This window comes from Sagittula sp., from assembly GCF_052825245.1.
On sequence record NZ_JBRBWD010000019.1, the window covers coordinates 1 to 12737 of the forward strand.

The window sequence follows — 12737 nt, forward strand, 5'->3', positions numbered from 1 at the left end:
CCGCCCCCGATTCGCGCCCGCTTCCCCCGATTCGAACCGCACCCGGAAACCTCGGTCCCCCAAACGCCACGCAAGGGACGGCGCACGCCCCCACCCTTCATCTTGGCAAAAATACCTGAAAGCCAACCAAGGCCCGTCACCCCTCCCGCCGGAAGGCCTCCGGTTTCAGCCCGTATTTCGCCAGCTTGTCGTACATCGTCTTGCGCGGCAGCTTCAGCGCCTTCGCGGCCTCCGCCGCCACGCCGTTGTGCCGCCCGAGGGCCGCCACCAGAAGCGACCGCTCGACCTGCGCCATCTGCTCCGCCAGCCCCATCTCGCTGGTCTTCGACAGTTCCTCCGGCATCCCCAGCACGAACCGCATGGCCGCCGACATCAGCGACCGCGCGTTGCCCGGCCAGTCCTGCGCCATCAGGCCCGCCTCGTGCTCCGGCGTGATCTCGGGCGGCTGGATGCCCGCCTGCTCGGCGGCCTGCGCCACGTAATGCCGGAACAGCACCGGAATGTCCTCGGGGCGCTCCGCAAGCGACGGGATGCGCACCTGCGCCACGTCCAGCCGGTAATACAGGTCGGCCGACAGCCGCCCCTCCGCCACCATATGCTTCAGGTCCTGCGTGGTGCCCGCGATCAGCCGCGCCCCGCCCCGCTCCAGCGCATCGGTCAGCGCAAGCTGGGTGTCCTCGGGCAGCACCCCGATCTCGTCTAGGAACAGCGCGCCGCCCTGCGCCGCCTCCCAGGCCGCCTCGAACCCGGCGCGGTCGAGCCCCGCGGCCGCGCGCTTCACGAACGGCCCCTTCGACTGGACAGAGCTCAGGTGCACCACCTCCGCCACCTTCGAGATGCCCGACCCCGGCGCCCCGCGCACCAGCGCCTCCGTCCCGGCGCGCGCCGCGGTGCGCACCTGTTCCCGCAGTCGCGTCACGGGCTCCGACAGGCCAAAGATCATCCGTGCAGCGGGATCCCCGGCCTCGAGCTGCGCCTTCATCCGCCGGTTGTCGAGCACCATCTCCCGCGTCTTCAGCGCCCGTCGCACCAATCCCGCCAGTTCCGCCGGGCTGCAGGGCTTCTCGAGGAACCCGAAGGCGCCCTGCGACATCGCCCTGACCGCCATGGGAATGTCGCCCTCGCCGGTCAGCAGGATCACCGGCAGCTCCGGATCGCGGCCCTGCGCGTAATCCAGCAGGTGGAACCCGTCGCGCCCCGGCATCCGGATGTCCGACACGACCACGCCCGCAAAGGACGGCCCGATCAGGTCCTTGGCCTCCACGAAGGACCCTGCCGTCACCGGTTCGAAATCGTTCAGCTCCAGCGTCTGCCCCAGCGCCTCGCGCACGGCCAGATCGTCGTCGACCAGAAGCACCTTGCAGATCATGCCGTCCCCCGTCTCATCGCCCGGCCCACGGCCCGAGCCCGCCCTCGCGGGACGGCGGGCGGGGCGACATGCGCCGCAGGCGCAGGAGCGCCGGACCCCGTCACGCCGCCGCCTCTGCCTGCCAGCGGTCCAGTTCCACCTCGAACTCCGCCCCGCCCCCGGCGATGTTCCGGCCGCGGATATTGCCGCCGAAGCTCTGCACCAGACCGTAGGAAATCGACAGGCCAAGCCCCATGCCGCCGCCCACCTCCTTGGTGGAGTAGAACGGCTCGAACACCTTCTCCGGATCGGCGATGCCCGGCCCGGTGTCGCGCACCCGGACCACCAGCCGCTCGCCCGCCTCCACCCGGATCGCGATCCGCTTCACCGCCTGCCCGGCCATGGCGTCGGCGGCGTTGTTGATCAGGTTGACGAAGACCTGCCCCAGCCGCACCTCGCCGCCGATGGCATAAAGCGCCCCGCCCGGACGGTCCCAGGCCACCTCGACGCCTTCCGCCTCCAGCCGTGTCTCGGTCAGCTCCACCGCCTCGTCGATCACCGCGCAGAGGTCGACACGGCCCATCGGCTCGCTCTCGTTGCGGGCAAAGGCGCGCAGGTTGCGGATGATCCGCGCCGCCCGCCCCGCCAGCGCGGCGATCCGCGACAGGTTCTCCGCCGCCCGCTCCGGTTGCCCCTTGTCGAGGAACGCGCCGCCATTCTCCGCAAACTGCCGGATCGCCATCAGCGGCTGGTTCAGTTCGTGGCTGATCCCGGCCGACATCTGCCCCAGCGCCGACAGCTTCCCCGCCTGAACGAGGTCCGCCTGCGCCCGCCGCAAAGCCGCCTCCGCCTCCTGCCGCTCGCGCACCTCGTGACGCAGGGCGGTGTTGGCCTCCTCCAGTTCCAGCGTGCGCGCCCGCACCCGGACCTCCAGCGCGGTGTTGGCCTCCGTCAGCACGCGCCGCCGCTCCGCCAGCAGGAACAGCACCGCCCCGAAGCCAAGGCAGAGGATCGCCACCACCGCCACCTGCAAGGCTGCAAGCCTGCGCGCCGGGCCCACGTCGACCAGCGCCTCGCCCGTCAGCCCCACCACCGGCAAGGGCTGGACCAGGTGCAGCCCGCGTTCCGGCACGTAGGGCGACAGCGCCTGGCGCCAGATCTCGTACCCTCCGACAAAGCGCCGCGTGACCTCCGCCACGCCGCCGTCCGGACGGATCACCGCCTCCGGCGCCAGTTGCCAGAACAGCAGTTCCGAACGGTTGGTCACCAGGATGTCGCCCGCACTGTCGGTAAAGAAGACGGAAGGCCGCGATCCCCGCCATTCGCCCTCGATCCCTTCGAGGTCGACCACCATGACCAGCACACCCTGCACCCGTCCGTCCGCCCCGAACGACGGCGCCGCATGCACGAAAAGCCGCTGCGATTCGTCCCGCGCCACCCGCGCGCCCGCCCCCAGCGCCCCGTCCAGCGCGCGGCGGAACCAGTCTGCCCGGGCAAAATCGCGGGGCACATCGCCCTGCGTCGCGGCCAGAACCCGCCCCTCCGCGTCGGCGTAGAAGGCCAGCGCCGCGCCCGTCCGGTCGGCGCTGCGCTGCAGGAAGACCATGGCCCGCCGCGCCGCCGCGCCACCGCTCACGCCTTCGTCGTGCAGGGCCTCCAGCACCGGGTGATCGGCCAGCAGCACCGCCGCCGCCCTGTAGCGCAAGAGCCCCGTCACCAGCCGGTCCGCCGCCAGCGCAAGGTCCGCCTCGCCGCGCGCACGCACCTGCTCCAGCGCCTGCCCGTAGGCATAGGACCACACGCCGTAGGACAGCCCGGTCACCCCCGCAAGGAAGGCCAGAACCGTCCAGATCCGGTGATGCCGCCTCGTCATCCGTTCCCCTTCAGCCGCCTCTTGCCAAGCGTGCCGCGCCGGACGATTGTCCGCGCATGCTGCGCCTCTCACAATCCCCCACCGACCCCGACTTCGTCCAGAACCCCTACCCGTTCTACGACCGCCTGCGCAACGGCGGCGACCTTGCATGGTGGGAGGACTACGGCATGCCCTGCGCCGTCTCGCACCGCGCTGTGCAGGCGCTGCTGAAGGACCGCCGGTTCGGACGCGAGGTCCCCGCCGATCTCGCGCCGCCGATCCCCGAACACCTCGCCCCCTTCTACGCGATCGAGGCGCACTCCATGCTGGAGCTCGAGCCGCCCCGCCACACCCGCCTGCGCGGGCTGGTGCTGCGTGCCTTCACCTCCGGCCGGATCGCGGCGATGCGCGACGACATAGCCTCCCTCACCCACGAACTGATCGACGCCCTGCCCGCAGGCGGCGCCGACCTCCTGCCGGCCTTCTGCCAGCCCCTGCCGGTGATCGTCATCTGCCGCCTTCTGGGCGTGCCCGAATCGCACGCGCCGCAGCTTCTCGACTGGTCGAACGCCATGGTCGCCATGTACCAGGCCCGCCGCGACCGCGCGGTGGAGGACGCCGCCGCCCGCGCCGCCTCCGACTTCCAGGCTTTCCTCGCCGACCTCGTGGCCCACCGCCGCAGGCACCCCGAGGACGACCTGCTGACACGGCTGGTTGAGGCGGAGGCCGAAGGCAGCCGCCTCTCGACCGGGGAACTGACCGCCACGGTGATCCTGCTCCTGAACGCGGGCCACGAGGCGACGGTCCACAGCCTCGGCAACGGCATCAAGGCCCTCCTCGAACAGAACGTCCCGATCGCGCCGGAGACCGCCGACCGCACTGTCGAGGAAATCCTCCGCTTCGACCCGCCGCTGCACATGTTCACCCGGATGGCCTACGAAGAGGTCGAGGTCTTCGGCCATACCTTCCGGCGCGGCGACAGCGTGGCGCTGCTGCTCGCGGCGGCGAACCGCGACCCGGCGACGTGGCCCGCCCCTGCGACCTTCGATCCGACACGCGCGCCTGCAACCCACACCGGCTTCGGCGGCGGGCTGCACTTCTGCGTCGGCGCCCCGCTCGCCCGGCTGGAAATGTCGATCGCCCTGCCGATCCTCATGCAGCGCCTGCCCGGCCTCCGCCTCGCGGAACCGCCGCGCTACGCCAACCTCTACCATTTTCACGGGCTGGAGGCGCTCCGCGCCGCCTGGTAGCCCCCCGCCACCGCCCACGACACGCCGGGCCATGGGACCGACCCCATGTTTCTCCGCTTTGAAAATACTCCGCCGAAGGCACCCGCGCGCGGAGCGCGCAAGGACTGCCAAGCGCGCGCAGCGCGCAGGAACCGCCAGGCGCGCGCAGCGCGCTGAACCTGCGTGCGCAGCACACAATCGGGTCACGCCTACAGGGGCAGCGCCACCGTCGCCTTGATCTCCTCCATCGACAAAAGCGCCGTTACGTTGTGCACCTTCACCTCCGAGATCAACGCCTGGTAGAAGGCGTCATAGGCCCGCGCGTTCTTCACCCTCACCTTCAGGATGTAGTCGATGTCGCCCGCCAGGCGGTGCGCCTCCTGCACCTCCGGGCGCTCCTGCAGGGCCTTGAGGAACCGCCGCTGCCACTCCGCCTCGTGCTCCGACGTGCGGATCAGCACGAAGAAACACGCCTCGAACCCCAGCGCATCGGCATCCAGCAGCACGGTCTGCGCGCCGATCACCCCGGCCTCCTTCATCTTGCGAATCCGGTTCCAGACCGGGGTCTTCGAGGACCCCACCGCCTTGGCAATCTCGTCCAGCGACTGGCTCGCGTCACGCTGCAACTGCACAAGGATTTTCCGGTCTGTATCGTCGATCTTCATCGTTTTCCCTTTTTGCCGCGAAATCCGAAACACGGCTCCTTTCAGTCTCAGAAGGTAGAACAAACTTCCTTATTCAGACAAGGGCATAGCCCCGCCGCAGGATAATTTCCTATATTGAGACGGAGTCAAAAGAGGTCCGTCATGCGTCACTTCCCGATCTTCCTCGCGCTGCGCGACACGCGCGTCGTCCTCTCCGGCGGCGGCGACGCCGCACTTGCCAAGCTGCGCCTGCTGATGAAGACCGAGGCCGCGCTGCATGTCTTCTCCTCCCTCCCCGCGCCCGAGATCGAGGGTTGGGCCGCCGAAGGCCGCCTCACCCTGCACCGCCGCCCGCTCAGCGACGGCGACCTCGACGGTGCCGCCCTCGCCTATGCCGCCGACGAAGACGCCGAAACCGACGCCCGCACCGCAACCCTCGCGCGCGCCGCTGGCGTCCTTGTTAACATCGTCGACAACCTTGACGATAGCGCTTTCATCACCCCCGCGATCGTCGACCGCGACCCCGTGACCGTCGCCATCGGGACCGAAGGCACCGCCCCCGTGCTCGCCCGCGCCATCAAGGCCCATCTGGAGGAACACCTCCCCACCGCCACCGGCCCGCTCGCGCGCATCGCCAGCGGTTTCCGCAAGATGGCAGAGGCGCTCCCCCACGGCCGCGCGCGCCGCGACTTCTGGCGCGACTGGTTCTTCGCCGCGGGCCCCCGCGCCTACGCGCAGGGCGAGGACGCGACCCAGGAGGCCCTGAACGACCTCCTCGACGCGCATCTCGACCGTCCGGCCCGCGCGGGCTTCGTCTCCTTCGTGGGCTCCGGTCCCGGCGACCCGGACCTCCTGACGCTGAAGGCGCGCCGCCTGCTCGACGAGGCCGACGTGGTGCTCTACGACCGGCTCGCCCCGCAGCCCATCCTCGAACTCGCCCGCCGCGAGGCCACGATGATCGAGGTCGGCAAGACCGGCTTCGGCCCCTCGACCCCGCAGGAAACGATCAACGCCCTGCTCGTGGAACACGCCGCGACCGGCGCGCAGATCGTGCGGCTGAAGGGCGGCGATCCCACCCTCTTCGCCCGCCTCGACGAGGAAATCGACACGCTGGCCGCGCATGGCATCGGCTACGAGATCGTGCCGGGCATCACCGCGGCCTCCGCCGCCGTCGCCGCCATCGGCCAGAGCCTGACAAAGCGCGGCCGCAACGCCTCCGTCCGGCTGATGACCGCGCATGACACCGAAGGCTTTGCCGACCACGACTGGCGCACGCTGGCCGCCCCCGACCAGGTCGCCGCGATCTACATGGGCAAGCGCGCCGCCCGCTTCCTGCAGGGCCGCCTGCTGATGCACGGCGCCGCCGCCGACACGCCGGTGACCGTGGTCGCCAATGCCTCGCGCGGGGACCAGGCGGTGATCGCCTCGGCTCTCGCCACGCTCTCCGCCGATCTGGACGACTGTCCCGACGGCCCCGCCCTGATCCTCTACGGGCTCGCCCCGCGCGACGCCCTGCCCACCCTTCAGTCTTCCGGCCTGACGGCCGTCCCATCCCGCCAGCAGGAGGTCTCCTGATGCCCCGCGAATTCACCCCCAAGGTCGTCACCGCCAATGCGCTGCTCTCGGGCGAGGTGGTCTACCTCACCGCCAACGACGACTGGTCGCCGCGCCTCTCCGAGGCGGAGGTCCTGACCGACGAAGCACACGCCCAGCTCCGGCTGGTGGAGGCGTCCGTCCGCCAGTCCGAGATCGTCGGCGTCTACCTCGCCGACGTGGCCGAGGGCGAAGACGGCCCGGAGCCCACCCACTTCCGCGAGGAGTTCCGCCGCACCGGACCCTCCAACTACGCGCACGGCAAGCAGGCCGACCTCTGACGCCGATTTCTACAAGGGCCCGGTTTTCCACGGAAATCCGCAGCCCCGAAAGGACGACACGATGTACAGCTATTCCGATTTCGACCACGCCTTCGTCACCGAGCGCAACCGCCAGTTCCGCCAGCAGGTCGAGCGCCGCATCGACGGCTCGCTGACCGAGGACGAGTTCAAGCCGTTCCGCCTGATGAACGGCCTCTACCTGCAACTGCACGCCTACATGCTGCGGGTGGCGATCCCCTACGGCACGCTCTCCAGCCGGCAGATGGACCGCCTCGCCGACCTGGCCGAGCAGTATGACAAGGGCTACGGCCACTTCACCACGCGCCAGAACATCCAGTACAACTGGCCGGAACTGCGCGACATTCCCGACATGCTCGACGCGCTGGCCGAGGTGCAGATGCACGCCATCCAGACCTCGGGCAACACCATCCGCAACGTGACCGCGGACCACTTCGCCGGCGCCGCTGCCGACGAGGTGATGGACCCGCGCCCGGTGGCCGAGCTGATCCGCCAGTGGTCCACCGACCACCCGGAATTCCAGGCCATGCCGCGCAAGTTCAAGATCGCCGTGACCGGCAGCGCGAACGACCGCGCCGTGATCAAGGCGCACGATATCGGGCTTCGGCTGCACGAAAAGGACGGCGTCGCGGGCGCAGAGGTCGTGGTGGGCGGCGGCATGGGCCGCACCCCGATGATCGGCAAGACCATCGCGGAACACGTGCCCATGGCCGATCTTCTGCCCTATCTGGAGGCCATTGTCTCCGTCTGGAACCTGCTGGGCCGCCGCGACAACAAGTACAAGTCGCGCATCAAGATCACCGTGCACGAACACGGAATCGACGACATCCGCGCGCGGGTGGAGGAGGTCTATGCCCTCATCCGCCCGACCTTCACCGGCGTCGACCAGGCCCTTTTCGAGACGATAAAGGCCCAGTTTGCCGCGCCTTCGTTCGCGAAACGCCCGGTTTCGGCCTTCGACGACCACTACGCGAAGGACCCGGTCTTCCGCGCCTGGGCCGACACCAACCTGCATCCGCACCGCGCCGAAGGCTATGCCATCGCGCAGATCAGCCTGAAGGCGCATGGCGAGACCCCCGGCGACGCCACGGCGGAACAGATGCGCGTGATGGCCGACATCGCCCGCGACTTCGGCCATGACGAGCTGCGCATCTCGCACGAGCAGAACGTCGTCCTGCCGCATGTCCACAAGGCCGACCTGCCCGCGATCCACGCGCGGTTGAAGGCGCACGGCCTTGCCACGGCGAACATCGGGCTGGTCTCCGACATCATCGCCTGCCCCGGCATGGACTACTGCGCGCTGGCCACCGCCCGCTCGATCCCCATCGCCCAGCAGATCGCGACCCGCTTCGACGAGCTGAAGCTGGAGCACGAGATCGGCGAGCTGAAGATCAAGATCTCCGGCTGCATCAACGCCTGCGGTCACCACCACGTAGGTCACATCGGCATTCTCGGGCTGGACCGCGCCGGAGTGGAGAACTATCAGATCACCCTTGGCGGCGATCACACGGAGACCCTGGCGCTCGGCGAACGCACCGGCCCCGGCTTCTCCGCCGAAGAGATCGTCCCGGCCATTGAACGCCTTGTCGGCGCCTATCTCGAACACCGCGAGGACAGGGACGAAACCTTCCTCGCCGCCTACCGCCGCCTCGGCATGGCGCCGTTCAAGACGGCGCTCTACGGCGAACAGACAGCGAAACGGTCGAAAGCCGCATGAGACACATGCTTCTCCTTGGTGAAAATACCCCCGCCGGAGGCACCGATGCGGCCGCGCGCGACGACCTCGCGGAGAAACGCGCCCGCGTCGCCACGCTGAACGCGCGCTATCGCCACCATTCGGCGACCTCGGTGCTCGAAGGCGCGCTGCGGGACCCGGAGGCCGGGAAGATCGCCATGGTCTCCTCCTTCGGGGCCGAAAGCGTGGCGCTCCTGCACCTCGTGGCGATGGTCAACCGCAAGACGCCGGTGCTGTTCATCGACACCCGGCTCCTGTTCGCGGAAACGCTGGCCTACCAGCAGGAGGTGGCCGAGCGGCTGCACCTGCAGGACGTCCGCGTGCTGCGCACGGACGAGACCGAGATCGCGAAACAGGACCCCTACACCGCGCTCAACCTCTCCGACCCGGACCGCTGCTGCGCCCTGCGCAAGACGCTGCCGCTGGAACAGGCGCTCGACGGCTTCGACGGCTGGATCACCGGGCGCAAGCGCTACCAGTCCTCGACCCGCGCCGCGCTCGACTTCTTCGAACTCGAGGAATCGACCGGCCGGATCAAGGTCAACCCGCTCGCCCACTGGAGCAGCGAGGACGTGCGCGCCTACATGGACGAGAACCGCCTGCCCCGGCATCCGCTGGTGGCGCAGGGCTACCCGTCCATCGGCTGCGCGCCCTGCACCTCCAAGGTCGCCCCCGGCGAGGACCCGCGCGCGGGCCGCTGGCGCGGTCAGAACAAGGACGAATGCGGCATCCACTTCGGCGCCGACGGCAAGGCCGTCAGGGCCGGATAGCGCAACAGCCCGTAGGGTGGGCTTCCAGGCCACCCTGCCCGCCCAGACACATGCGCCGCGGCCCCCAACCGCCCGCGCGCGCCCCGACAAAGGACCCGACTGATGACGATCATCGTGCGCGACGACGGCTTCCACGCCGACGACCAGACCGACTTCCTCGACCTCGCCTCCGACACCGATCCGGCGACGCTCGATGCGGCGACCACGCAGCCCATCCGCATCGCCTTCCCCTCCAGCGCCGACGGCCGCGGCTTCTCCCTTGCGCGGCTCCTGCGCCTCAAGGGCTACACCGGCAGGCTCCGCGCGCAGGGCCACGTGCTGGCCGACCAGTACGCCATGGCCCGCCGATGCGGCTTCGACGAGGTGGAGATCGACGACACCCTCGCCGCCCGCCAGCCCGAGGACCAGTGGCTGTTCCGCGCCGACTGGACCGCGCACGACTACCAGTCGCGGCTGCGCGGCGCCTGAACCGCGCGCAGCGGATCGTCCCCCGACATCCGCCGTGTCGTCGCAGGCGGGGCAACATCGCCTTTCACCTGACCCAGATCAAAGCTAGATATGAGAGGCCGGTTTACCGAGACCGGAAGGAAACACCATGACCGAGATGACACCCGTGACCGAAGCAACAGCCGCCACCGCCCCCGCCAAGAAGGCCGTTCCCGACGCGCAGACCGTGACGGAGGTCCGGCACTGGACCGATCGGTTGTTCTCCTTCCGCTGCACGCGTCCGGCCTCCCTGCGCTTCCGCTCCGGCGAATTCGTGATGATCGGCCTGATGCAGACCGACCCGAAGTCCGGTAAGGAAAAACCGCTGCTGCGGGCCTATTCCATCGCCTCGCCGTCCTGGGACGAAGAGTTGGAGTTCTACTCGATCAAGGTGCCCGACGGCCCGCTGACCTCGAAGCTCCAGCACATCAAGCCGGGCGACGAGATCATCCTGCGGCCCAAGCCCGTGGGCACGCTGGTGCATGACGCGCTCCTGCCCGGCAAGCGGCTGTGGTTCTTCGCGACCGGCACCGGCTTTGCGCCCTTCGCCTCGCTCCTGCGCGAACCGCAGACCTACGAGGACTACGACGAGGTCATCATCACCCACACCTGCCGCGAAGCCGCCGAACTGCACTATGGCGCCGAGCTGATCGAGGGGCTGAAGACCGACGAACTCCTCAACGAGGTCATCGGCGAGGGCTTCTGGAAGAAGATCAAGTACTACCCGACCACGACCCGCGAAGAGTCGCCCAAGATGGGCCGGATCACCGACCTGATGCGCTCGGGCGAGGCCTTCCGCGACCTCGGGGTGGAGCCGATCAACCCGGAAACCGACCGCGCGATGATCTGCGGCAACCTCGCCTTCAACCTCGAACTGAAGGCCATGCTTGAAGAATACGGCTTGGAAGAGGGCGCCAACTCCGACCCGAAGCAATACGTGGTCGAAAAGGCCTTCCTCGACTGAAGGTCCCCCCTTTCTCCCTGACCTAGCAACGCCGCGCAGCCCCCTGCGCAGCGTTTCGCGTTCCCGGGCCCCGCACCCGCGTCCGATCGCCGGCACCCGCAAAAGAAAGGCGCCGCGCGGGGTCTCCCGCACGGCGCCATGGCTGTCTTTGCCGACCTGAGCGGGCTCAGAGGCCCAGAAGCGCCCTAACACGTTCCAGCAGCGGTTCCAGGACCTCCGGATCGGCGTCCTTGGCTTCTTCGATGACGCGGGTCGCGGTGCGCTTGGCCAGCCCGGTCACCTCGGCGGTCTCGATGTAGGCCACGACCTTGTCGTAGTCGAAACCTTCCACCGTCAGCAGTTCCTCGATGGTCGCCTCGCCGGTGCCCTCGGTTTCGGTCCCGGTCTCCGTGCCGGAGGCCGCATCGGCGGTCTCCTCGGCCACGGACCCGCCGGAGCCTTCGGCAGCCGCCGTTGCGGCGGCCACTGCCTCGCCCGCGGCTTCCGCCGCATCGGTCGCGGCCGCACCGGCTTCGGCTGCGGCATCCGCCGCGGCATCGGTCGCGTCCTTGACCACGGCCATCGCGTCGCTCGCCGTCTCTTCGGTGACCGCCGCTGCGTCTTCGCCCGCTTCCTCTGCCGCGATCATCGCGTCCTCGGTCGCGGCCTCTGCGGTGGCCATCGCGTTGTCGGCGGCGGTGCTGGCTTCCTCTGCCGCCTCGGTCGCCGCATCGGCAGCCGCCTCGGCGGTTTCCGTCGCGGTCTCGGCCACGTCTTCGGAGGTCTCCTCCGCCGCCGCTGCCGCCTGCTGGGTGGCTTCGGCCGCGACATCCGTCGCCTCGTCCGCTGCCGCACCGGCGGTGTCCGCCGTCTGGCGCGCCTCGTCGGTCAGTTCCACCGCATCGTCGGCGGCGGTCAGTGCGTCCTGCGCCGAGGATTCCGCGATCTCGGCCGCCGTCTCCGCTTCTTCCGCCACCTGCTGCGCGGTCTCCACCGCCGCATCGGTCGCTTCGCCCGCGGCTTCGGTGCTGTCCTGGGCGACCTCTGCCGCCGCATCCGCTGCCGCGTCCGCCGCCTGCTGCGCGGTCTGGGCAGCCTGCTCGGCCGCTTCCGCTGCCGTTTCGGCGGCGTCCGTGCCGGCCTCGGCCGCCATGTCCTGCGCCGCGTCCGAAGCCTCTGCCGCCGCATCAGCCGCAGCCTCGGCCGAGCTTGCCGCCGTCTGGGCCGCGTCCGCTGCCACTTCGGCGGCGTCGATGGCCTCGCTGGCGGCTGCCTCGGCGCCTTCGGTCGCGGCATCCGCTGCCGACTCGGCGGCCTGCTGGGCTGCCTCGACCGCGGTTTCCGCGGCACTCTCCGCAGCTTCCGCCGCTTCGTCCGCCGCGTTGGCCGCAGCCGCCGCGGCACCGGCCGCCGCAAGGGCCGCCGCGCCGACCACGGCCTTCGCTGCCTCGCCGGCCTCGTCTGCCGCGTCCTGCGCCGCGATCACCGCGTCGCCGGCCGCTTCCTCGGCCGCTGCAAGGGCCTCTTCCGCCACCGTGCCCATGGCCTCGACCGCCGCTGCGGCGTCCCCGGCTGCGGCGTCGGCGGCCTGTTCGGCCTCCGTCACGACCTCTTCGGTGGTCTCCGCCGCATCATCCGCGGCCTCCGCCACCGCGTCGCCCGCGGCCTCTGCCGTCTGCGACGCCGTGTCAGCCGCCGCTTCGGCGCTCTCGGTGACAGCCTCGGCTGTTGCCTGCACTTCGTCTCCCGGCCGTCCGGTGGCCCAGACGTAAGCCCCGACGGCGGCGATCGCGGCCACGACCGCAATGACCTGTTTTCCCATGGCAATGCCCCCCTCT

At 70.0% G+C, this 12737-nt stretch carries 11 protein-coding genes; 7 read left to right on the forward strand and 4 right to left on the reverse strand.

Annotated elements, in window-relative coordinates; translation table 11 throughout:
- Positions 1-136 precede the first annotated feature (136 nt).
- The gene (locus ACU0DV_RS06895) at positions 137-1369 is read right to left on the reverse strand and encodes a sigma-54-dependent transcriptional regulator (protein ID WP_283980240.1); all 1233 of its coding nucleotides are present in this window, start codon (positions 1367-1369) and stop codon (positions 137-139) included.
- A gap of 100 nt (positions 1370-1469) precedes the next feature.
- The gene (locus ACU0DV_RS06900) at positions 1470-3221 is read right to left on the reverse strand and encodes a sensor histidine kinase (RefSeq protein ID WP_446241802.1); all 1752 of its coding nucleotides are present in this window, start codon (positions 3219-3221) and stop codon (positions 1470-1472) included.
- Between the two features lie 56 nt (positions 3222-3277).
- Here ACU0DV_RS06900 and ACU0DV_RS06905 point away from each other — a divergent pair, with 56 nt between their 5' ends.
- The gene (locus ACU0DV_RS06905; protein WP_446241801.1) at positions 3278-4450 is read left to right on the forward strand and encodes a cytochrome P450; all 1173 of its coding nucleotides are present in this window, start codon (positions 3278-3280) and stop codon (positions 4448-4450) included.
- A gap of 188 nt (positions 4451-4638) precedes the next feature.
- Here ACU0DV_RS06905 and ACU0DV_RS06910 read toward each other — a convergent pair whose 3' ends face one another.
- Positions 4639-5094, reverse strand: a complete 456-nt coding sequence (locus ACU0DV_RS06910) for an Lrp/AsnC family transcriptional regulator (protein ID WP_100930331.1) — start codon at positions 5092-5094, stop codon at positions 4639-4641.
- A gap of 141 nt (positions 5095-5235) precedes the next feature.
- Between ACU0DV_RS06910 and cysG the strand changes: the two genes are divergently transcribed.
- From cysG to ACU0DV_RS06940, 6 genes are all read left to right on the forward strand, one after another.
- Entirely contained in the window at positions 5236-6648 is a 1413-nt protein-coding gene (gene cysG / locus ACU0DV_RS06915) for a siroheme synthase CysG (protein WP_370312491.1), read from the forward strand.
- The gene (locus tag ACU0DV_RS06920; RefSeq protein WP_100930329.1) at positions 6648-6947 is read left to right on the forward strand and encodes a DUF2849 domain-containing protein; all 300 of its coding nucleotides are present in this window, start codon (positions 6648-6650) and stop codon (positions 6945-6947) included. The genes cysG and ACU0DV_RS06920 overlap by 1 nt, the downstream gene beginning before the upstream one ends.
- Before the next feature lie 61 nt (positions 6948-7008).
- A complete protein-coding gene (locus ACU0DV_RS06925; RefSeq protein ID WP_283980244.1) occupies positions 7009-8682 on the forward strand; it encodes a nitrite/sulfite reductase in 1674 nt (557 codons plus the stop codon).
- 5 nt (positions 8683-8687) lie between these two features.
- Positions 8688-9470, forward strand: coding sequence for a phosphoadenylyl-sulfate reductase (locus tag ACU0DV_RS06930; protein WP_446241863.1), 783 nt, complete (start codon positions 8688-8690; stop codon positions 9468-9470).
- Between the two features lie 102 nt (positions 9471-9572).
- Positions 9573-9938: a DUF934 domain-containing protein gene (locus ACU0DV_RS06935; protein ID WP_100930326.1), complete on the forward strand. Its 366-nt coding sequence runs from the start codon at positions 9573-9575 to the stop codon at positions 9936-9938.
- 127 nt (positions 9939-10065) lie between these two features.
- Entirely contained in the window at positions 10066-10920 is an 855-nt protein-coding gene (locus tag ACU0DV_RS06940) for a ferredoxin--NADP reductase (protein ID WP_283980246.1), read from the forward strand.
- 166 nt (positions 10921-11086) lie between these two features.
- Here ACU0DV_RS06940 and ACU0DV_RS06945 read toward each other — a convergent pair whose 3' ends face one another.
- On the reverse strand, positions 11087-12721 hold the full coding sequence (locus ACU0DV_RS06945) for a hypothetical protein (protein ID WP_446241800.1): 1635 nt from the start codon (positions 12719-12721) through the stop codon (positions 11087-11089).
- Positions 12722-12737: the final 16 nt, after the last annotated feature.